A 21,335-nucleotide genomic window follows, 5' to 3' on the forward strand; every position below is an offset into this window, starting at 1 on the left:
CTGCCCGGATCAGGCGAAGAAGCGCGTAAGCGCCTCCACTTCCTGCGGCCTGAGTTCATGGCCGCCGGAATGCCAGACGAGGGAAGCCTCCGCTCCCTGGCTTTCCAGATAGGCCTGCAGCCGCTGGGTCAGCGGGGCCGGGCAGATCGGATCGCGCTCGCCGGCGGTGATCAGCGTCTTCACACCCTTGAGCCGCTCTTGCGGCTTCGGCGCAAACGGGATCAACGGGTGCAGAAGGCCTGCGCGGTCGAACACGCCACCTTTTTCGATCAGCATGTTGGCGAGGATATTGGCGCCGTTCGAATAGCCGAAGCCGTAGACGTCGGTGGCCTGATGCTCCTGCTTCAGCCGTTCGACGAAAGCCGCCATCTTGTCGGTCGCGCGCGCGAGGTCGGCCATATCGTAGACGCCCTCTCCGGTGCGGCGGAAGAAGCGCGCTGCGCCATATTCCGAGACATCGCCGCGGGGCGACACGATCGTCGCCCCGGGCATGAGATCGCCGGCGAAATCGAAGAACTGGTTTTCATCGCCGCCCGTGCCGTGAAAGGCGAACAGGATCGGCGATCCGGGCGCGCCGGCCCGGATCTTGTGCACATAGTCCATGGTTCAATCCTCAAGCTTTTCGAGATGCTGGGCTAGAATCGGACGCAGATGCCTGTGCTGCTGCGGCAATTTCAGATCGGCGCCGAGCGTAGCGATGTCCTCGTCGCGGGTGAAACCCGGTTCATTGGTGGCAATTTCGAACAGCACGCCGCCCGGCGTGCGGAAATAGATCGCCCAGAAATAGTCGCGGTCGATCACGGGGGTGACGTGATAGCCGGTGTCCATGAGCGCTTTACGCACTTCCAACTGCTTGGCGCGGTTTTCGACCGCGAAAGCGACGTGATGCACAGAACCTGCGCCCTGCAGGCTTCTGTTGATGTTGGGCATGGTTTCGAGATCGACGGTCGAGGCTTCGTTGCCGCCGGGCACGATGAGCCTGACGACGCCGTCCTTCCGGTCGAGTTCCTGGTAACCCATATATTTCAACAGTTCGGCGGTCGCGCCTTCATCGCGCAGACGCATGGCCACCGAATGGAAGCCGCGAATGGCGTGGTCGGCGTCGACGCCGTTGTCAGTCCAGGGCGCGCGGTCGTCGCCGTCCACTTCCACCAGTGCGAAACCGTCGCCATCGGGACCGGCGAAATTCAGCCGCTTCTGGCCAAAGGTTTCCTCGGCTTGAAGACCATCGACGCCCTGGCTCGCCAGCCGCTCGGACCAGTAGCCCAGCGCGCCCTTCGGCACGGAGAACACGGTGGTCCCGACTTCGCCCGTGCCCGGACGGCCCTGTCCGATATTGGGGAAGGGGAAATAGGTCATGACCGTGCCGGGCGTGCCGACTTCATCGCCGTAGTAGAGGTGGTATACATCAGGCGAATCGAAGTTCACCGTCTTCTTGACGCGGCGAAGGCCGAGTGTCTTGGTGAAGAAGTGATTGTTGACCGGGGCGCTGGCGGCCATGGAGGTGACGTGGTGAAGCCCCTTGATCTGGTCGAGCATGATGGCATCCTTTCCGGCGCTGAGGCCTGATTTTCGGGAGCGCCCAAGCGGCGTTCCGTTCTGGATGCCAATATGCCCCTTGCGACCTCATCCGTGTATCCCCTCCAGCAGGCACGGATTGTTCACAAAAAGAAGACGAAATAAAATAGGAATTTGATATTCTATTTACAGTCAGGGCGCTTGAAGCCGGTCGGCTCGCCATAGAGGGGAGAGATCCTGCCGATCGCGTCATCCAGGCGCTCGCGCGCCACGCTCATCGTATGACCATTGGCGTGCAGCAGGGTGTCGTGATCTTCCATGATGCCAACATGCCCCTTCCAGAAGACGAGATCGCCGCGCGCAAGAGCGGCGCGTTCGAGAGCCTCGCCCGGCATCGCCGCCTGCTGGTCCGAGTCGCGCGGCGCTTGCTGTCCCGCCATCATCATCGAAAGCTGCACGAGGCCAGAGCAATCGAGACCAAAGCCGGTGCGGCCGCCCCAGAGATAGGGCGTTTCGAGAAAGAGACTGGCGATATCGACATAGTCGTCAGAGATCGTCGCGACGAGAGGGGCAAGATGGCGGGCGATCACAGCGCCTTCGGTGGTGAGGAGATAGCGGGTTCCGCGCGTCTCCGCCTCTCCGGTCACCGTGATGCGGCTGCCCATCGAAATGGCGTCGATCGGCGGCCGCTTCATGTCCGGCTCCGGATAGAGAAAGGTGCGGGGGACCGTGACCCAATGGGTGGGCAGGGGCGCCGTGTCGATGATCGCCGCCTGCGGCAGGTATCCGACATAATCGTCGAGCCCGGATTTCACCCAGGCCCAGCCTTCGGCGACATCCAGTATGGTCACCGGTTCGCCAAGCATCAGTTCGGTGTCGAGGCCGCAGAAGACGTCCGGCTTGGCCCGGAGCGCGATCTTGGGGACCCGCACCTGCGCCGGCGACCCCTCAGTGAAGCGCGCCGCTTCGACCCGGCCCTGGAGCGACGCCTCGGCGAGATCGGGGCGAAAAGCGAAAATGCGTCTGTCTAGCGTCATGACTGATCCGTCAGGTGAGGTCGCGGGCCTTGGCGATGATGACATCGCCGAACTTTTCCAGATAGACGGCGCCAGCCAGCGTGCGCTTGATCAGCACATTGCGCCTGTCCTTGTCGTCGCGCACGCGGTCGATCACTCCCATCGCGCCCATCGTGTCGAGCGCGCGGGTGATGACCGGTTTTGTGACATTCAAGGTGGCGGCGAGACCGCGAACCGTGTGCGGCGGCGGCGTCAGATAGACATGCAGCAGAATGGCCATCTGGCGCATGGACAGATCGCCATCGCCAGATCGCACCGCCTCCATCGACACCGTATGCCAAAGTCCCAGCGCCTGCGAGGCGGACAATTCGACGGTCACTCGCCCCTCCGGCGGGATTGTTTCGTAACCGTTTCATTCTTCACCAAACGTCCCGCCGGAGCAAGCGCCGGCTGGGCGAAGGGTTAATCCGCGCGCCCCTTGGCGTCGAGCATGTCGAAGATGGCGCGGATCGCCTGCGCCTCGCCGCCGCCGGGGCAATGCGGGCGCTCGGTCTGCGTCCAGGCATAGATGTCGAAATGCGCCCAGCTTCGTGTCTTCTTGACGAAGCGCTTGAGAAACAGCGCCGCCGTGATCGCTCCCGCCATGCCGCCCGCCGGGGCATTGGTGAGATCGGCGATCTTGGCGGTCACGTCTTTTTCATAACCCTTGTAGAGCGGCAGCCGCCAAATGGGATCGTCGACTTCAAGGCTCGATTCCATCAAATGATGGGCGAGATCTTCGTCGTCGGTGAAGAAGGGCGGCACGTCGGGGCCAAGCGCCACGCGGGCGGCGCCGGTGAGCGTCGCCATGTCGATCAGCAGGTCGGGCTCGTCCTCGTCCGCCAAAGCCAGCGCATCGGCGAGAATGAGCCGACCCTCGGCGTCGGTATTGTCGATCTGCACAGTGAGACCGGCGCGGCTGCGATAGATGTCGCCAGGGCGGAAAGCGTTGCCGGAGATCGAATTCTCCGCCACCGGCACGATCACGGTGAGATCGATCTTCAGCTTGGCGTCCATGATCATCAGCGCCAGGCCCAACACATTGGCCGCGCCGCCCATGTCTTTCTTCATCAGCGCCATTGAGGACGAGGGCTTGATGTCGAGGCCGCCAGTGTCGAAGGTGACGCCCTTGCCAACCAGCGTCACCCGCTTATGGCCCTTCTTGCCCCAGCGCATCTTGAGGAGCCGCGGCGCTTGTTCGGAGGCGCGTCCCACCGCGTGGATCAGCGGGAAATTCTCCTGCAGCAGCGCCTCGCCCCGGACGACGCAAACTTCGGCGTGGTAATGCGCGGCCAGCGCCCGGAACGCCGCCTCCAGCGCATCAGGCCCCATGTCGTTCGCCGGCGTATTGATGAGATCGCGCGCCAGGAAGACGCCGGCGAGAAGGCGCTTGACCCGTGCGGCGTCGGCGTCGGAGGGAATGAGCAGCGTCGGCGGATTGGGCGATCCGCTCTTGTATTTCTCGAAGCGATAACTTCCCAGGCCGTAACCAAGGGCCAATCGGTTGGCCGTCAGCGGCGCGGTTTCGATATGCCAGTCTCCCGCGGGGAGAAAGCGCGGCAGCTTGCCGGTGAGATAAGGCGACTCCGAGGGATATGCGCCGAGGCCGAACAGCGCACCGCCAAGATGACCGCCTTCGGTTGGCACCAGCAGCAGCGAGCCGGCTTCAGCCTTGTAGCCGGCCTTGCGGGCCCAATCGAGCGCGATGGGATCGACGAGGCCAGTGTCGATATGGGCCGGCGTCACCGCGAAAATCGGCAACGTTTTGCCCAGCTTCGTGTTGAACGGTGTGGGACGCTCGATGAATTGAAAGGGGGCCATTCAAAGTCCTTGCGGGAATCGGGTGATGCGGATTCGCCTTATTAACACTCTATTAGGGTTAACAGACTATTGCTGGAGCGAAGGTTGCGGCGGATGATTTTTTTAGAAAATCCGCATATTTCGGCACGAGGGCGATAGGATGAAGTCCAAGACATTGGCGTCGGTCGGCGCCGCGCTTTTCCTGACCATGCTCCTGACCTCATGCTCCTCGACGAGCCGGGAGACGACGGGATCCATCCCCGCCAATCTGAACAAACCTGTCGAGGCGATGACGCAGCCCGAATTGCAGGCTGCTTCGCGCAAGATCGGCGACGCCTACGCCAAAAGCCCGAGCGACCGAAATGCCGGACTGAACTACGCGGCATTGCTGCGCATGACTGGCCGCAACGCACAGGCGCTCGCCGTCATGCAGCAGGTGGCGATCCGCAATCCCACCGATCGCATCGTTCTCGCCGCCTATGGCAAGGCGCAAGCCGCCGCCGGACAGTTCGAACAGGCGCTGTCGACCATCAACCGGGCGCAAACGCCAGACCGGCCCGATTGGAAGCTGGAATCCGCCAAAGGCGCGATCCTCGACCAGCTGGGACGCACCGAAGAGGCGCGCCTCGCCTATCGCAGTGCGCTGGATATCCATCCGAACGAGCCGTCCGTGCTGTCAAATCTCGGGATGTCCTATCTCCTGACCCGAGATCTCCGCACGGCGGAAACCTATCTTCGCTCTGCGGTCGCCCAACCCGGCGCCGACAGCCGCGTCCGTCAGAATTTTGCTCTTGTGGTAGGGCTGCAGGGGCGGTTCCAAGAAGCCGAAAACATCGCGCGGCAGGAACTGACGGCCGAGCAGGCGGAAGCCAATGTCGCCTATCTCAAGGGCATGCTGTCCCAGGACAACAGCTGGAAAAAGCTGGCGAACGCCGACGAAGGAACCAACTGAACCTGCCCCCGTCCGAGCGATCCTCGAACCGTCACGAATGTGCAAAAACGCCGCCCCAACACCGGGCGGCGTTTGCGTCTGGGGGATCACGTGGTCCGACTCAGAACTTGTCGGATACCTGAATGCCAGCGGGGCCGAGAATGACGGCGATCAGAACCGGCAGGAAGAACAGGATCATCGGCACCGTCAGTTTTGGCGGCAGCGCCGCAGCCTTCTTCTCCGCTTCGTTCATACGTTGGTCGCGGCTTTCCTGCGCCAGAACCCGCAAGGCCTGGGCGACCGGCGTGCCGTACCGCTCCGCCTGGATCAAGGCCTGGCTGACAGCCTGTACGGAATCGAGCTGGGTGCGTTTGGCGAGATTTTCATAGGCGACGCGGCGCTCCTGGAGAAAGGAGAGCTCGGCATTGGTCAGCACCATTTCCTCGGCCAGTTCGGGTGAATTGACCGTCATTTCTTCGGCGACCCGCTTGATTGCCGCTTCGATCGACACCCCCGACTCCACGCAGATCAGCATAAGGTCCAGCGCATCCGGCCAGGCCTTGCGGATGGACGCCTGGCGCTTGTTGATCTTGTTGGAGATATAGATATTTGGCGCGTAAAAGCCGAGATAGCCGATGCCGAACACGGCCAGCATCCGCACCATGAAAGTCTGGTTCGCAAGGTTGCCGAGGGCGAAGACGTAAAGCGCCGCCGCGATCATGAAGATGAACGGCAGGAAGAAGCGCGCGAAGAGAAAGATGTTGAGGGCGTTTTGCGACCGATAGCCGGCAGCCTTCAGCTTGTCGACAGTGCCGGAGTCTACGAGCGCCTCGCGCAGATTGAGCCTTTCGACGATCTGGCGGATATTGCCGTTGTTCTGGTGGCGCAGGCTGTTGCGTTGAATGGCGCCTTCGGCGTTCAGGCGCGCCCGCTCCCGACTGCGGATCAGGTCGCGCTCGGTCGTCACCGCCTTCATACGCTTCTGCAGGCCGCCACTGTCGAAATAGGGCAGGACCAGGCTGTAGAGCGTGGCGAAGACCGAAAGGCCGACGAGAACGGCGAACACGACCTGCGGATCTGTGAGCGTTTTGGCTAGCTCCATGGCGTGTCCATCCTAGATTTCGAAATTGGTCATGTTGCGCATGACGAAAATGCCGATCGACATCCAGACCGCCGACAATCCCATGATCAGATGACCGCGGGGATCGGTGAACAGGATCATCATATAGCCAGGCGATGTGATATAGACGAGAAATGCGACGATGAACGGCAAGGCGCCGATGATCACCGCCGAAGCCTTGGCTTCCATGGACAGCGCCGACACCTTCGCCTTCATCTTCCGGCGGTCGCGCAGCACCCGCGAGAGATTGGCGAGCGCCTCGGACAGATTGCCGCCCGCCTGCGCCTGAATGGCGATGACGACGCCGAAGAAGTTCACCTCCTGCAGCGGGATCGTCAGGGACATGCGCCCAACGGCTTCTGGCACGCTGAGCCCCATCTGCTGCGCCTCGATGACGCGGCGAAACTCCGTCTTGACCGGCTCCTTCGCCTCGGAGGCGATCAACCGAATGGCGTCGTTCAGCGGAAGACCCGACTTGATCGATCGAACCATGACGTCGAGCGCGTTCGGCAGTTCATTGATGAAGCGCGTCATGCGGCGTTTGAACATGAATGTCACGAACAGGCGAGGCAGACCTACCCCGGCGACGAAACTGACGCCGGCGATGATGAGAATCGGAGCGCCCGCCAAAAACAGCACGAAGCCGATGGCCGCAGCGAGCGCGGCGCTGCCGAGATAGAATTGCGTCTCGCTGAACGTCAGACCCGCCTGCATGATGCGGGATTTCAGCGTTGTGGCCTTTTTCTTGTTGGCCTCCTGCTGCTTCTTTTCCAGTTCCTTGAGCGAGTCCTGGACCGATTTGCGTCGCTTCGAAAGCTCCGTCAACCGATCGCGGGACGCCTTGACCTTCGTCCTGTCGACGTCGGACATCCCGACTTTTTCGAAGCGGCTCTTGGACTTCTTGTCATTCTCGATCTGGGAGAACAGCACGCCATAGGCGACCGCGGCCGCAGAAATCGCCGCCAATGCGATCATCGCAATCGTCGTCAGATCGTATCCGAACATGGCCTTTTCCCGTTTCCTCGACGCGCGGAGAGCCGATGGCCCGACCGGCGACAAATTTAGCCCTTGGTCTGCTCCATGGCGTCAAGCGCCGCGGCCAATCTCTTGTCCTCGCCATAATAGCGGGCGCGATCCCAGAAATGTGGGCGACCGATGCCGGTCGATTTGTGGCGGCCGATCAGCTTGCCGTTGGCGTCCTCGCCTTCGATCTCGTAGCGGATCAGATCCTGTGTGATGATCACATCGCCTTCCATGCCGATGACTTCGGTAATGTGAGTGATGCGGCGTGAGCCGTCGCGCAGACGCGCGGCCTGGACAATCACGTCGATCGAGCCTGTAACGATTTCACGCACGGTTTTTGCCGGAAGAGTGAAGCCGCCCATTGCGATCATCGATTCGATACGGTTCAGGCATTCGCGCGGGCTGTTGGCGTGGATCGTGCCCATGGAACCGTCGTGACCGGTGTTCATCGCCTGGAGAAGGTCGAATACTTCCGGTCCGCGCACTTCGCCGACGATGATGCGTTCAGGACGCATGCGCAGGCAATTCTTGACGAGATCGCGCATGGTGACCTCGCCCTCGCCTTCGATATTGGGCGGTCGTGTTTCGAGCCGCACCACATGCGGCTGCTGCAATTGCAGTTCGGCGGAGTCTTCGCAGGTGATGATGCGCTCATCCGTGTCGATGTAGCGCGTCAGGCAGTTGAGAAGCGTCGTCTTGCCCGAACCCGTGCCTCCGGACACCACGATATTGCACCGCACCCGACCGATGATCTGCAGCACGGCCGCGCCTTCGGGCGTGATGGAGCCGAACCTGACCAGCTGGTCGAGCGTCAGCTTGTCCTTCTTGAACTTTCGGATGGTGAGCGCGGCGCCATCGATCGCCAGCGGCGGCGCAATCACGTTGACGCGGCTGCCATCCGGCAGGCGCGCATCGCAGATCGGCGAGGATTCGTCGACGCGGCGGCCGACCTGGCTGACGATGCGCTGGCATATAGACAGAAGCTGTGCATTGTCGCGGAAGCGGATCTCGCTTTCCTCGATCTTGCCGTTGACTTCGATGAAAGTCTGACCGGCGCCGTTGACCATGATGTCGGCGATGTCGTCACGCGCCAGAAGCGGCTCAAGCGGACCATAGCCGAGCACATCGTTGCAAATATCCTCGAGCAGTTCCTCCTGCTCGGAAATCGACATCGCATAGTTCTTGATGGTGATGATGTCGTTGACGATGTCGCGGATTTCTTCGCGTGCGCTTTCCGCATCCAGTTTGGCGAGCTGCGACAGATCGATCGTATCGATCAGCGCGGAAAACACCTGGCTCTTGGTGGTGTAGTAACTCTCCGATCGCTGCGTCTTGCGGCGCGGCGCGGGCGCGGCCACGCGCACCGACGACTGCGCGTCACGCTGCGGTTCCTGCAGAACAGGAACATGCGAAGGCGCGAGCGGCGGCGGCGCGACAGGGGCCGACATCGGCGCCGGAGCCGCCGCCGCGAGTGGCGGAGGAGCAGCGGTCGCCGCGCCTGACTTGCCGAAGCCTTCATTTCCACGTTTGCCAAACATCGGCGCATCCGCTCCAGTGTCTACTTCTATTACTTCTTGGCCGTGAGCTTGCCGAGGATCGACCCGAGCGCGCTCTTCTTCGCCTTCTTCACGCTCACGCGACCGGTGACGATATGGGCGATCTGCGACATGACTTCAGCCACCGGCGATTTGCTGTCCATTTCGCCGATCATCCGACCGGAATTGGCGGCCGAACCGAACAACGACGCGTCGAAGGGAATGATGGCGATCGGCTCGATTTCCAGCGGCTCGCAGAAATCGGCGGTGGCGATCTCCGGCCGCTTCGGCAAGCCGACCTGGTTGAGGATCAGATGCGGAGGCCGATCGTTGGGGCGCAGCTTGCGCAACTGATCGAACATGTTCTTGGCGTTGCGCAGATTGGCGAGATCGGGCGCGGCAGTGACCACGACCTCGTCGACATCGGCGAGAAGCGTCCGGGTCCAGTCGCTCCAGGCATGCGGAACGTCGAGAACGCTGACAGGCGTGGCGCGCTGAAGGATTTCCAGAACCGGCTGGAAGGCCGATCGATCGAAATCATAGGCGCGGTCGAGAACCGAGGGTGCGGCGAGAAGCGACAGATGCTCTGAACATTTGGTCAGCAACCGGTCGAGGAACATGTCGTCCAGTCGTTCAGGCGAATAGACGGCTTCGGCGATGCCCTGAGCGGGATCCTGATCGAAATCGATATTGGCGGTTCCGAAGGGAAAATCGAGATCGGCGAGAATGACTTCGGACGCAAACAGCGAAGAGACGCCCCAGGCGATATTGTGGGCGATCGTCGATGAGCCGACGCCGCCCTTGGCGCCGATGAACGCGATGGAGCGGCCGAGGGGTTCGGCGTCCGGATCAACGAAGATCGCGGAGATTGCCGCGATAACATCGACCAGCGAGATCGGCGACACCATATATTCCGAAATGCCATTGCGGATCAGATCGCGATAAAGCGGTATGTCGTTGTAGCGGCCGACGATCACCACTTTGGTGGTGGGGTCGCAGACCTCGGCCAGCGGCGCGAGCTCATGCATCATCACATCGGGCTGCGAGCTGGTTTCGAGCAGGATCAGATTGGGGGTCGGCGCGCCGCTGAACATATTGACCGCGGCTTCCGTGCTTCCCTGATTGATGCGGAAACTCACCTTCGCCATGCGGCGATCCTGGGCCAGCTTCTCCATCAGCCGGTACATGTTTTCGGTTTCGCAGAAGGCGTGCACCGAGATGCGCGGCAGGGGACGCAGCTGATCGAGATCCCCGGGCCGGATCTCGTTTTCGACCACAGGTCCTTCGTCGCGATGAATTCCATATTCGACAGCGTTCATGACATATGGCTTTCAGATTGGGCAGGGAGGAGGCCGCTCATGCGACTCAATCCCCGTCGCGATAGGTGGAAATCACGGTGGCGCGCCGTTCCGCATCGATCGGGCTCATGCCGCGCGGGCCGACGAGATCGGTGGGATTGGAGATCTGGGCCGCCAGGTTTTGCTGGCTGGCGCAGCCGAAATTTTCCCAATTCTCGTTGTCGCGCAGGCTGGGGCCAAAGAGGTCGGTCGGCCATTGTCCGCAGCCATGCGTGACAGCCTTGACCGCGACGAAACTCAGCCGAACCGGCGCCGAAGCATCCGGCGAGGACGAGGCGTAGCTCGACATCACGATCCGTTGCGGCTTGACGCCATATTCGGCGAGCGCCTGCCGGATTGCGCCGCTGGCCCGATGCGCGGCGGCGGAATTGGCGGCCCCAATGGGAATGGCGACCGACATCGTGCTCTTGGAGGCATTGGAATAGTCCTGCGCGAATCCGCGGATCAGGTCGCGCGCGGCGGAGGTCAGGCCCACTTCGCCGGCGCCCAAGGGCACGTCGAGCTCATGGCGGACCTCGGCGAGGGTGATCGGATGGCGGGTGCGATAGTCGTCCGGAATCGAGCCCGTCGTCTGCACGTCTCTCTTCGAAGCGCAGGAGGCGGCCAACAGTGCGGCGGCGAGCGCCAGGATAAAGCCGCCGCCGCGACGGAGGCGGGGAGCGTTGCGGATCTGGCGCTTGGTCGAAGAAGTCGTCATCGCTCGAAATCCTTACTTGTAGATATAGCCGACGGCGCCGTTGTAGCGGCCAGGGGTCTTGGTCGTCTCGCGCAGGCCGTAGACCTTGTTGACGCGATTGAGGAAATACATGGCGACATCGCCCTCGGGGACGAGGTTGTCATCGGGACGGCCGAGTTTGGAACGCTCGACCGGACGCACGAGATAGGGCGTGGCGATGATGACCAGTTCGGTGGCGTTGCGCTGGAAATCGCGCGAACGGAACAACGTGCCGAGGATCGGGATCTGCGCGAGCGCGGGATTGCCGGACATCGCCTGCCGGACTTCGTCGCGCACAAGACCGCCGATCACGATGGAGCCGCCCGAGGGAAGCTCGACGGTCGTCGACGCCTCGCGCTTGCGGATGCCGAGATAGGTCAGACCGGGCACATTTTCTCGCGTCGCCATGGAGGCCGAGCCTTCAAAGGTCGGTTCGGACACTTCCGTCTCGACCTTGAGCGAGATGCGGCCGGGCGACAGCACCACTGGCTTGAAATTCAGACGGATACCATATTCGACCGAGGAATATTCGCGGGTCACGCCGCCGTCTTCGTCGATGTCCTGGCTCGAGGCGATGCGGAAATCGCCGCCGACATAGAACTTCGCCTGTTCCCCGGAAATGGCGGTCAGGCTTGGTTCGGCGAGAGTCTTCATCACGCCCGCCTGCTCCATGGCGTTGACGTAGGTGGACAGATCGAGCGACCCGATCGAGCCGGCCGCGTTGGCGGTCGCCCGCCAATTGACGGAGCCGCCGAGATTGGTCGGATTCTGGAAGGCGATGCCGCCATTGTCGCCGGAAATCGATGTATTGAAACCGAGCTGTTTGACGACGCTGCGGCTAACCTCGGCCACGGTGACCTTGAGCGTCACCTGATCTTCCGCCTCGATCGTCAGCATGTTGACGATTTGCGATTCCTGGCGCGCTTCGTTGAACAGCGCGACAGAGGAGTCCCCGGTCGCCGATGTGGAGCTCGCCGAAATATTGCGGGTCGTCGCCTCGCCGCCTGTGACGAAGATCTGCGCCAGCCGCTCGGCCTGGGCGGAGTCTTGCGGCGTGCGGACAGTTCCCGACAGCACGATGTTGTCCGAGATGATCTCGACCTGAATGTCGGAGTCTGGCAGGAAACGCTTGAGCTGCCGCTGCAGGGTTGTGATGTCTCGCTCGATCTCGAGCTCGATCGTCACCAGTTCCTCGCCGCCTGACCCGAAGATGAACACATTGGTCTGGCCAACGGTCTTGCCGAAGATGTAGAGCCGCGTGGACGTGCGGGTGACGGCGTCGGCGATCGATGGATCGGCGACCAGAATGTCATGGGCGTCAACCGGCAAATCGATGACGATCGCCTTGTTCAGCCCCAGCTTCATACTCTTGCTCACGCCGGGCCCGACCTGGGAGATTTTATAGATCGACTGTGTCGCGGCGAACGCGTCGCCCATTTTCAGAAGCGGCGTCCCGGGAACGCCAGCGAAGCCGAGCGAGAAGCTCAGCACGGCGGTCATCGGCAGAAGGATTTTCTTGTTGTTGAATCTCACGGTTCCGCTCCCGGTCAATGACTGTCGTTTTCAGGGACTTGGCTTGTGCTGAGCTTCTGGATGACGCCGGACTTGATCACCTGGACCGAGCCTTCGCCCGCCTCGCCGGAGAGCAAATGCTTGGCGACCACCGAATCCGGCTCCTGCGCGTCCGCCACCGACCGCAGCGCCAGCGTCAGTCGATCGGCCATCTGCTGGGCCACGGAGATCACTTTCGCCTGATCAGGCGTAAGCTCGAGGGTCGCGGTGGTTCCCACCACGGTCTTCTGCCCCTCTTCCTTTTCCTGGATTTCCTGATCGATGGCGAGAACACGGATATTGCTCAGAATGGTTTCCGTGTCATAGGCACCTTCATCGGACTTCTTGACCATGATCACGTCGACGCGGTCATTCGGCAAAATGAAGCCGCCGGCGCTGGTGGACACGGAGATTTCCGTGCCGACGGCGCGTTTTCCGGATGGCAGGAGCGACGACATGATCGCCCCGGCGGGATCCGCGATCTTTTCCGGGCGGATTGGCTCGCCTTCGAAGATCGGCATGCGCACGATGGCGTTTTTGAGTTCCTTGAGCGCATCCGGGCGCTTTTCGACGGTGATAAAGCCTTCGACGACGCCGTCTTGCGGCCAACCAACCCATTTCATCGATTCTTCGTTGAGCCGCGCGCCGATCGGCATATTGGCCGAGGCCACCAGCACGTCCACGACGGGTTCCTTCTGGATCACCGTTTCGGACTGCATCTGGACGACCGTCTCTCCGCGCCTCAGGTTCAAGGCCATGAAGGCGGCCGCGCCGGCCGCGAGGACGGCGACAGTGAGAATGATCAGACGGGCGGGTTTCATTCCATAGTCCCTGCGAGTGGGTGAATTTCCATCCGCAGAATGATCAGGAATTGGTGTAATTATAGTTAACGAAAGAACTACAAGACTGGTAAACGAAAGCTTTCGGCGCCGGCAGTCAGAAACAGCCGGCAACCAAAAATGGAAAAGCCCGCCTGAGGGGGCGGGCTTTTCGTTGCGTCATCGACATGACCGGCTGGATCAGATCAAAATCAGCTAGCCGATACGTTCAGATGGGTCGCCAGGTTGTTGAACTGGTTGTCAAGAGCATTGCCGAGAGTGCCAGCGCCGGTGATCAGCGCGACGGAGATCAGGGCAGCGATCAGGCCGTATTCGATGGCGGTAGCGCCAGACTCGTCATTCATGAAGCGAGAAAAAATCGAGGACATCATTGTCTCCTTTGGGATGGGCTTCAGCACGTCCGTCAACTGTTGCCGTCGATCGGATGGGCACACCCTAGCCGCCAGCTGATTGCGGTCGGCTTAACAGACGCGGTTAAAATTTCCTGAACAACGTCATGCTATTTCTTGTGGTGAATCATTTGAAAAAGTGGTCGGTAAATTTCGAGTCTTTTGAAACCTCCTCCGTTCCTCCACGCCATCCGCTGGTTATCAGGCGGTTTGGGGCGGAAAACGGCCCATGCCCTGTCGAGAAGGTGATCGTTGAGAAAACAGGGTCAAACCGCCGCGCGACGGATGCTGTCCAAATGCGAGACAGTCTCCGTGGTTGCCGATAGCGATGTGGGACGGAATTTAACAAATGCCCAAGAGCCGCCGCCGACGACATCTGCGCCCGCAGGGCCCCGCTGAAAATGATGGGAAAGAGGCCGAACCCCGCGCAGCAAGCCTTCAGCGCCTGATTCCGCGTGCGAAGGGGCCGGCGGAGCGCAGGTGAAAGGCGGCGATCAGCTCGGCAAGATTCCGACGATGCTTTGGAACATGGGCGATTGCGGGAAGGTTGCGAAAGCGGCGGCGCCGATGGCGATGCCATAGGGAACCTTGTTCGCCTGCATCATGGTGGCGGGCACGGGCAATCCGGACAGGATGATGAAATTGGCGTTGGCGCGCAGCAAAAGCACGATCACCGCCAAAAGTCCGCCGAAAAGGCCGACATAGGCAAAATAGGCGACTGTCGCGTCTGTCCAGCCGTACCATATGGCGCTGGCCGCAAGGATCTTCGCATCGCCGCCGCCCATGACCCGGAGCGCGAACAGCGCAAAACCTGCGGCAAAAACAACGACGCCCGTCAGAAGATGCCAACCAAGGTCGATGGCGCTCAACCCCGAGAAAGGCGCGATGCACAGAAATGACGCCACGAGAATAACCGACAGGCGGTTGGGGATCGTCATGGATAGAAAGTCGTTCGTCGCGGCCATGGCCATGCAAAGCGGGAAAATCACCAGAACGGCGGCTATCAGCATGACGTCTTTCCTTTCCTGTTCGTCAGATTGGAATTACTGGTCCGCCCAGGCATTGCTGATCGTGTTCGTGATTCCCAGAAACTGGCCGTTCAGCCTATTGGCGAAGGTGCCGAGACCGCCGAGCAAAGCGACACTGATGATAGCGGTGATCAATCCGTACTCTACTACGGTCGCACCCGTCTTGTCGGCAAGGAAACGCCCGATCAGCTTTGTCATTCGCTTACCTTCCGATATTCAACGATCCGTTGCGACCCTAGATCACCTTGATTGCGTTTTCCTTAATCGCGGAAACACGCAAACCATGTCCAGGCCGCAACCATAGGGACTTCATTCGATTGGCATCAACCCAGTTCAAATCTGTTCAGGTTGAACTTTGTCGACAGGTTGCCCACCTGTCGTTCAAGGCATTCCCGATGCGCTGCGGCGCCAGCTTCATCCAGGATCTATCTCCGGAAGAGGCGAGGCACATTTTCCTCTCTGGGGGATCAGACATCAGCCGCACCGAACGACGCAACCGGAAGCTAGGCCGACATTGTTTACTTCCGCTTTAGATATTTGGTTAACGATGACATCCATATCGCGATTTGGGCGGTGTTGGGCGGCAAAACTCGGGCTATTTTTTTCAACCAGCCGTTCGTCCCGAAGGTTCCGCTATGGCTCCTCGTAGCGCGGCTCGGATGCATTTGTGAAAAAGCCAGCGGATCCGTTAAGCGCCCATTTACCCTTTCGACGCATAATTTCACTGAAATCGCGCCATGATCGGATGTGACTATGCGTTTGCCGGCTCTCTTCGCTTTGCTTGGAACTTTCATCGTCGCCTTCGGCGCGTCGACCGCGCAAGCCGACGACGATGTCATGAAGGTCTTCCTCAATCATGCGAAGGTCCTGAAACTCGATCGTCCCGTGGCCAAGGTGATCGTCGGCAATGCCGCAATCGCCGACGCGACAGTCGCAGACGCCAAGACGATCGTGTTGACTGGCAAGACCTACGGCGCCACCAATATCGTGTTGCTCGACGCCTCCGGCGAGGCCATGCTCGACGAGCGGATTCTGGTTTCCATCGACGAAGACAACACGTTGAGGTTGTTCAGACAGACAGAACGCACGGTGTTCTCCTGCACGCCCGCCTGCGAACAGAATCAGGCTATCACCGCAAGCACCGGCGACTGAGCCTTTCCAAACCCTTGGGTAAATCGTTAAAATTTCGCGGAGACGAAAAACCCGGACTTAAATCGCTTAGCCTATCATCGGCACGTTCATGATGACGATGAAGGGCTCCGATGCTGGGAGACAAGCCTCTGAAGATGGCGCGATGCGCCTTGGGCAGGATTGCACGCGCCACGGATGGCGCAGCCGCGATCGAATTCGCGATCCTCATTCTGCCATTTACGATTCTGGTGTTTGCGATCTTCGAGACCTTCACCGCCTTTGCGGGCGAACAACTCGTCAGCAACGCGGTCAACACGATGTCCCGCAAGATCCGCACCGGTGAGATCACGTTCGGCCAGGGCAAATCGACGGATTTGACGGAGGCGGAGTTTCGCCAGGCTTTTTGCGAGGAAATCTCCATCTTTCATATGTGTGACGACAACGAAGCCACCCAGCCGTCAAAACTCTATGTCGATCTGCGGCAGTTCGCCAGCTATTCCGATATGCCGCTGGAAGTGCCCAAAGTCTCGACCGAAGCCTATTCGGACCTCGACACAACCGATTTCGCGTTTTCCCCCGGCGGCGCCGACAGCAAGAACATGCTGCGCGCCTATTATCGCTGGGGCGTCATCACGGATCTCGTGCGCCCCTATGTCGCCAATCTCAGGCCATCGGGAGAAACCATCCCCACTCAGTTCCTGATCGTGGCCACCGCTGTTTTCGAGAACGAAGATTATGAATGAGCGCGCAAGCAATATTTGGGTCAGGCATGTCCGGAAGTTCAAGCGCCTGCTGGGCGATCACTCCGGCGTGAGCGCGATAGAATTCGCCTTCCTTATGCCGGTGCTGATCGCGCTCTATCTGAGTTCCTACGAACTCACCACCGCCTATTCGGCGTCTGCGAAAGTGTTGAAGGCGGCAAGCACTGTGGCCGACGCCGTGGCCCGCCAGAACTCGGTCAGCAAGACCTCGCTCGCGGAGATGATAGACGCGGCAAGGGCGACGCTGTCTCCCGACAGCACCGAAGGTCTGGGCCTGAAGATCACCGGCGTTTCGGTCGACAGCGCCGGCAACGCCAGCGTGCTCTGGTCCTGGGATCAGGATGGCCATGCGCCCTACGCCACTGGCAGCCAGGTCGATGCGCCTGAAGATCTGAAAACGCCGTCGAGCTTTCTGATCAGGGCGGAAGTGTCGCTTCCCCATGAAATCCTCCTCTATATGACCAGCGCAGGCTCTTTCGACAGATCGACGCGCAGCATCACGCTCAACCGGGAGTTCTATTTCAAGCAGAGGCTGGGCGACGAAATTCCCTGCGGCGACTGCTCCTGAGGCAGAGCCCTTCTTGCCAAGGGCGATGGGGCCGCTTAACTGACGGCAAGAGTTTCGCCTTCACCCTCACAGGATCCGCATGGCCCGCGCCTTTCTCTTCGTGCTCGATTCCTTCGGCATCGGAAACGCCCCCGACGCCGAGCAATATGGCGACCTCGGCGCCGACACGCTCGGTCATATCGCGGAGTTCTGCGCGGCAGGCGCCGGAGACCGCGCCGGCCTTCGTGAAGGTCCGCTCCTGCTGCCGCATCTAACCAGCCTCGGCCTTTTGCACGCCTATGAGGCCGCAAACGGCGCTTTGCCGGCCGGCATGGGTCATGCGACCCGTCTGCTCGGCGCATTCGCCGCCGCCCAGGAAACATCCAGGGGCAAGGACACGCCCTCGGGTCATTGGGAAATCGCCGGCGCGCCCGTGATGTTCGACTGGGGCTATTTCCCGACGCAAGGCGACGCCTTTTCCCCAGAACTCGTGGCGCAGATTTGCCAGGCCGCCGATCTGCCCGGTATTCTCGGCAATTGCCATGCCTCGGGCACCGAGATCATCGCCCGGTTCGGCGAGGAGCATCTGCGGACCGGCAAACCGATCTGCTATACGTCCTCGGACTCGGTGTTCCAGATCGCCGCGCATGAGCAGAGTTTCGGCCTCGACCGCCTGATATCGCTATCCGAGGCCGTGCGACAGATCCTCTATCCGATGAATATCGGCCGTGTGATCGCTCGCCCCTTTACCGGCGACAACGCCGAGAGCTTTGAACGAACCGGCAATCGCCGAGATTTTTCTGTGCGTCCGCCCGAACCCACGCTTTTGGATCGGCTGGTCGCGGCGGGCCGCAAGGTTCACGCCGTGGGCAAAATCGGCGACATCTTCGCCCATCAGGGCGTCTCGACGCTGACCAAGGCCAATGGCAACATGGCGCTGTTCGACGCTTCGCTCAGCGTCATGGACACATGCGAGGACGGCGATCTCGTCTTTGCCAATTTCGTCGATTTCGATATGCTCTATGGCCATCGCCGCGACGTCGCGGGCTATGCCGCGGCGCTTGAATCCTTCGACGCCAGACTGCCGGAATTCGCAGCGCGCATGAAGCAAGGCGACGTGGCCATCCTGACGGCCGATCACGGTTGTGATCCGACCTGGCGCGGCGCCGATCATACGCGCGAACAGGTTCCGGTGCTGATGTTTGGCCCGTCAGTCCGCCCCGCCTCGCATGGCGTGCGCAGGAGCTTCGCCGATATCGGCGAAACAATCGCGCAAATCCTCGGCATCGAGGCTGGATCGCATGGGGCGGGATTCTGGCCGAAGGCGGGCTGAAAAGCCTGATTTCCGCCTCTTTGATGGGGATGACAGGGCAAAGGCGAAATGGGCGCTTGCGGGGCCGCCGCCATCGTGAAAAAACTCGGCCGACAGCAGACAAGAGAACAAGAAAAGGCATTCCGACATGGACGGCGTGACAGTCATCAATCATCCGCTCGTGCAGCACAAGCTCACGATCATGCGCAAGAAGGAAACCTCGACCGCCGGCTTCCGCCGCTTGCTGCGCGAGATCTCCACGCTTCTTTGCTATGAAGTCACCCGCGATCTCGAAATCACCTATGAAGAAATCGAAACGCCGCTAGTGCCGATGACGGCGCCGATCCTCGAAGGCAAGAAACTGGTCTTCGCATCCATTCTGCGCGCCGGCAACGGATTGCTCGAAGGCATGCTGGATCTCGTGCCCTCGGCGCGCGTGTCTCATATCGGCGTCTATCGCGACCATGAAACGCTGAAGCCGGTCGAATATTACTTCAAGGCTCCCGAGGACATCAACGAGCGCCTGGTGATCGTGGTCGATCCCATGCTGGCGACCGGCAATTCCTCGATCGCCGCCATCGACAAGCTCAAGGAGCGCGGCGCGACCAATATCCGCTTCCTGTGTCTGCTGGCGGCGCCGGAAGGCATCAAGAATTTCCACGCCTTCCATCCGGACGTGCCCGTCTACACCGCCTCGATCGACAGCCATCTCAACGAGAAGGGCTATATCGTTCCCGGTCTCGGCGACGCCGGCGACCGCATGTATGGAACGAAGTGACCGAATATTTTAAGTCGGATTTAACGCTTTTCTCGAAAAAGCCTGCAAGGCGCCGCCCGGCGCCTTTCTTTTTACACATCCATTAGCAAATGCGCCCTAGTGTGATCTCCCTATAGGCATTGGAGAATAGCATGATCGGGCGCGCGCTCCTCATATGGTCTTCGGTGATCGTGGTGGCCGTCAACGTGCCGACCATGATCAATCCGACCAAAAAATACGCGTCGGACGGTGAGACTGCGGCAATCAACGCCGCAGCGTCGCCATCGCGGAGCTATGTCCTGAAAACCAACGACGCCGGACATTTCGAAGGCCGCTTCCGGCTGAACGGCAAGCCGCTGGACGCGCTGATCGACACGGGCGCAACCTTTGTCACGATCAACGAGGCTGACGCCCGAAATCTCGGCTATGGCGGCAATGAGCTGAATTTCCGCTATCAGGTGGACACCGCCAACGGCCCCGCCAAGGCGGCGCGCATTCAATTGCGGTCCGTCGAAATCGGAACAGTGCAAGTGCGCAATGTCGATGCGCTCGTTCTCAGGGGCCGTAAACTCGCCTCGCCGCTGATCGGCATGAGCTTCATGCGCAAACTCGATTCCTATTCCGCCGACAAAAGCGAAATGCGGCTGGTCAACTGATCCGCTTGTAGACGACGGGCTGCGCCTCCGCCGCATCGGCAATCGTGGCGCAATCGACATAAGCGGCAATGGCTGCAGCCGCCGTGTCTTCGTCCGCTGCGTGCACGAAGGCGAGCGGCTCGCCAGCCGAAACCTCCCCGCCCACAGGAATGATAGCGGTGAAGCCGGTGCGGTGATCGATCATGTCTTCCGGTCGGATGCGACCGCCGCCGAGGCCAATCACCGCCAGTCCGACGTCCCGCGTATGAAAGCCGGCCACAAAGCCCGACCTAGGCGCCGGAACAGGCCGGATCACTGGCGCTTTTGGAAGCTGGTCGCGCCAGCAAGAGGTGAAATCGACTGGGCCGCCTTGGGCATGAACCATGCGTCCGAAGACCTCCATGGCCCGCCCGGACGCCAAGGCCTCCGCCGCACGTCGCTCCCCCTCGCCGAGATCGGCGGCAAGGCCGGCATTGACCAGCATCTCCGCCGCAAAGGCCATGACGGCGGCATGAATGCGCGTACCGGCTTTGCCGCCTTCGAGAAATTCCATGGCATGGGCGACTTCGACGGCGTTGCCTGCGCAATCGGCGAGCGGTTCGTTCATATCGGTGATCAGCGCCGTGGTCTTCACGCCCGCGCCATTGGCGACGTCGACGATCGAGCGGGCCAGCGTTTCGGCCTCTTCCAGCGACTGCATGAAGGCGCCGTTACCGGTCTTCACGTCCATGACAAGAGATTGCAGACCGGCCGCCAGCTTCTTGGATAGAATGGAGCCAGTGATCAGCGGCACGGAGTCCACCGTCGCGGTGACGTCGCGAATGGCGTAGAGGCGCTTGTCGGCGGGCGCGATCTCGCCGGTCTGGCCGATGATGGCGCAGCCGACACCCCGAACGATTTCGGAAAAACGTTCCTTGCTCGGAAAGATGTCATAGCCCGGGATCGATTCCAGCTTGTCGAGCGTGCCGCCGGTATGGCCGAGGCCGCGCCCTGAAATCATCGGCACGGCGAGACCACAGGCAGCCGCGATCGGCGCCAGCATCAGAGAGACATTGTCGCCGACGCCGCCGGTCGAATGCTTGTCGCCGACGGGTCGATCGAGATCCGGCCAGGACATCACATCGCCGGAATCCCGCATGGCCAGCGTCAACGCCACGGTCTCCTCGGCGGTCATGCCGGAAAACCACACCGCCATGGCGAAGGCCGCCACTTGTCCCTCGGAGATCTCGTTGCGCGAAAGCGCGCTGACGAAGTCGTAGATGACGGCGGGCGGCAATGTCTCGCCGTTCCGCTTGGCGCGGATCACTTCCTGCGGGATCATGCGGATTTA

General features: G+C 61.0%; 23 protein-coding genes. 7 read left to right on the forward strand and 16 right to left on the reverse strand.

Annotation, left to right across the window (positions count from 1 at the left end):
• Positions 1-9 precede the first annotated feature (9 nt).
• The 5 genes from M2360_RS03500 to M2360_RS03520 all read right to left on the reverse strand — a co-directional run bounded on the left by M2360_RS03500 (position 10) and on the right by M2360_RS03520 (position 4,394).
• Positions 10-603: an alpha/beta hydrolase gene (locus M2360_RS03500; RefSeq protein WP_280772967.1), complete on the reverse strand. Its 594-nt coding sequence runs from the start codon at positions 601-603 to the stop codon at positions 10-12.
• Between the two features lie 3 nt (positions 604-606).
• Positions 607-1,539 carry a VOC family protein gene (locus M2360_RS03505; protein ID WP_280772968.1) on the reverse strand — a complete coding sequence of 311 codons (933 nt, stop codon included), beginning with the start codon at positions 1,537-1,539 and terminating at the stop codon, positions 607-609.
• Positions 1,540-1,700: 161 nt separating this feature from the next.
• Positions 1,701-2,555: an NlpC/P60 family protein gene (locus M2360_RS03510; protein WP_280772969.1), complete on the reverse strand. Its 855-nt coding sequence runs from the start codon at positions 2,553-2,555 to the stop codon at positions 1,701-1,703.
• Between the two features lie 10 nt (positions 2,556-2,565).
• On the reverse strand, positions 2,566-2,913 hold the full coding sequence (locus M2360_RS03515) for a MarR family winged helix-turn-helix transcriptional regulator (protein WP_280772970.1): 348 nt from the start codon (positions 2,911-2,913) through the stop codon (positions 2,566-2,568).
• 83 nt (positions 2,914-2,996) lie between these two features.
• Positions 2,997-4,394, reverse strand: coding sequence for a leucyl aminopeptidase family protein (locus M2360_RS03520; protein ID WP_280772971.1), 1,398 nt, complete (start codon positions 4,392-4,394; stop codon positions 2,997-2,999).
• A gap of 187 nt (positions 4,395-4,581) precedes the next feature.
• Between M2360_RS03520 and M2360_RS03525 the strand changes: the two genes are divergently transcribed.
• Complete coding sequence (locus tag M2360_RS03525; protein ID WP_280773084.1) at positions 4,582-5,325, forward strand: tetratricopeptide repeat protein; 744 nt, start codon at positions 4,582-4,584, stop codon at positions 5,323-5,325.
• 100 nt (positions 5,326-5,425) lie between these two features.
• Here the strand turns inward: M2360_RS03525 and M2360_RS03530 are convergent, their stop codons facing one another.
• From M2360_RS03530 to M2360_RS03575, 10 genes are all read right to left on the reverse strand, one after another.
• Positions 5,426-6,406 carry a type II secretion system F family protein gene (locus tag M2360_RS03530; protein WP_280772972.1) on the reverse strand — a complete coding sequence of 327 codons (981 nt, stop codon included), beginning with the start codon at positions 6,404-6,406 and terminating at the stop codon, positions 5,426-5,428.
• Positions 6,407-6,418: 12 nt separating this feature from the next.
• On the reverse strand, positions 6,419-7,429 hold the full coding sequence (locus M2360_RS03535) for a type II secretion system F family protein (RefSeq protein ID WP_280772973.1): 1,011 nt from the start codon (positions 7,427-7,429) through the stop codon (positions 6,419-6,421).
• 56 nt (positions 7,430-7,485) lie between these two features.
• Positions 7,486-8,985, reverse strand: coding sequence for a CpaF family protein (locus tag M2360_RS03540; RefSeq protein WP_280772974.1), 1,500 nt, complete (start codon positions 8,983-8,985; stop codon positions 7,486-7,488).
• A gap of 29 nt (positions 8,986-9,014) precedes the next feature.
• The gene (locus tag M2360_RS03545; protein ID WP_280772975.1) at positions 9,015-10,301 is read right to left on the reverse strand and encodes a CpaE family protein; all 1,287 of its coding nucleotides are present in this window, start codon (positions 10,299-10,301) and stop codon (positions 9,015-9,017) included.
• Between the two features lie 46 nt (positions 10,302-10,347).
• Positions 10,348-11,037, reverse strand: coding sequence for a CpaD family pilus assembly lipoprotein (locus M2360_RS03550; RefSeq protein WP_280772976.1), 690 nt, complete (start codon positions 11,035-11,037; stop codon positions 10,348-10,350).
• A gap of 12 nt (positions 11,038-11,049) precedes the next feature.
• On the reverse strand, positions 11,050-12,555 hold the full coding sequence (locus tag M2360_RS03555) for a type II and III secretion system protein family protein (protein WP_280773085.1): 1,506 nt from the start codon (positions 12,553-12,555) through the stop codon (positions 11,050-11,052).
• A 47-nt stretch (positions 12,556-12,602) separates the two neighbouring features.
• Positions 12,603-13,427 (reverse strand): Flp pilus assembly protein CpaB, encoded by an 825-nt coding sequence (cpaB, locus tag M2360_RS03560; RefSeq protein ID WP_280772977.1) that lies wholly within the window; start codon positions 13,425-13,427, stop codon positions 12,603-12,605.
• Positions 13,428-13,636: 209 nt separating this feature from the next.
• Positions 13,637-13,813 carry a Flp family type IVb pilin gene (locus M2360_RS03565; protein ID WP_280772978.1) on the reverse strand — a complete coding sequence of 59 codons (177 nt, stop codon included), beginning with the start codon at positions 13,811-13,813 and terminating at the stop codon, positions 13,637-13,639.
• A gap of 515 nt (positions 13,814-14,328) precedes the next feature.
• On the reverse strand, positions 14,329-14,844 hold the full coding sequence (locus M2360_RS03570; RefSeq protein ID WP_280772979.1) for a prepilin peptidase: 516 nt from the start codon (positions 14,842-14,844) through the stop codon (positions 14,329-14,331).
• A 33-nt stretch (positions 14,845-14,877) separates the two neighbouring features.
• Positions 14,878-15,060 carry a Flp family type IVb pilin gene (locus tag M2360_RS03575; protein ID WP_280772980.1) on the reverse strand — a complete coding sequence of 61 codons (183 nt, stop codon included), beginning with the start codon at positions 15,058-15,060 and terminating at the stop codon, positions 14,878-14,880.
• Between the two features lie 555 nt (positions 15,061-15,615).
• On the opposite strand from M2360_RS03575, the gene M2360_RS03580 reads away from it, so the two are divergent.
• From M2360_RS03580 to M2360_RS03605, 6 genes are all read left to right on the forward strand, one after another.
• Positions 15,616-16,014: a pilus assembly protein N-terminal domain-containing protein gene (locus M2360_RS03580; protein WP_280772981.1), complete on the forward strand. Its 399-nt coding sequence runs from the start codon at positions 15,616-15,618 to the stop codon at positions 16,012-16,014.
• 110 nt (positions 16,015-16,124) lie between these two features.
• A complete protein-coding gene (locus tag M2360_RS03585; RefSeq protein WP_280772982.1) occupies positions 16,125-16,736 on the forward strand; it encodes a pilus assembly protein in 612 nt (203 codons plus the stop codon).
• Positions 16,729-17,322, forward strand: coding sequence for a pilus assembly protein (locus M2360_RS03590; RefSeq protein ID WP_280772983.1), 594 nt, complete (start codon positions 16,729-16,731; stop codon positions 17,320-17,322). The genes M2360_RS03585 and M2360_RS03590 overlap by 8 nt, the downstream gene beginning before the upstream one ends.
• A 79-nt stretch (positions 17,323-17,401) precedes the next feature.
• Positions 17,402-18,634 (forward strand): phosphopentomutase, encoded by a 1,233-nt coding sequence (locus M2360_RS03595; RefSeq protein ID WP_280772984.1) that lies wholly within the window; start codon positions 17,402-17,404, stop codon positions 18,632-18,634.
• Positions 18,635-18,761: 127 nt separating this feature from the next.
• Positions 18,762-19,391: a uracil phosphoribosyltransferase gene (gene upp / locus M2360_RS03600; RefSeq protein WP_137155219.1), complete on the forward strand. Its 630-nt coding sequence runs from the start codon at positions 18,762-18,764 to the stop codon at positions 19,389-19,391.
• 131 nt (positions 19,392-19,522) lie between these two features.
• Positions 19,523-20,026, forward strand: a complete 504-nt coding sequence (locus M2360_RS03605) for a TIGR02281 family clan AA aspartic protease (protein ID WP_280772985.1) — start codon at positions 19,523-19,525, stop codon at positions 20,024-20,026.
• Here the strand turns inward: M2360_RS03605 and deoA are convergent.
• Positions 20,019-21,326 (reverse strand): thymidine phosphorylase, encoded by a 1,308-nt coding sequence (deoA, locus tag M2360_RS03610; RefSeq protein ID WP_280772986.1) that lies wholly within the window; start codon positions 21,324-21,326, stop codon positions 20,019-20,021. The genes M2360_RS03605 and deoA overlap by 8 nt on opposite strands.
• Between the last annotated feature and the right edge of the window lie 9 nt (positions 21,327-21,335).

The organism is Rhizobium sp. SG_E_25_P2, assembly GCF_029892285.1.
In the GTDB taxonomy this organism is placed as follows: domain Bacteria; phylum Pseudomonadota; class Alphaproteobacteria; order Rhizobiales; family Rhizobiaceae; genus Rhizobium_E.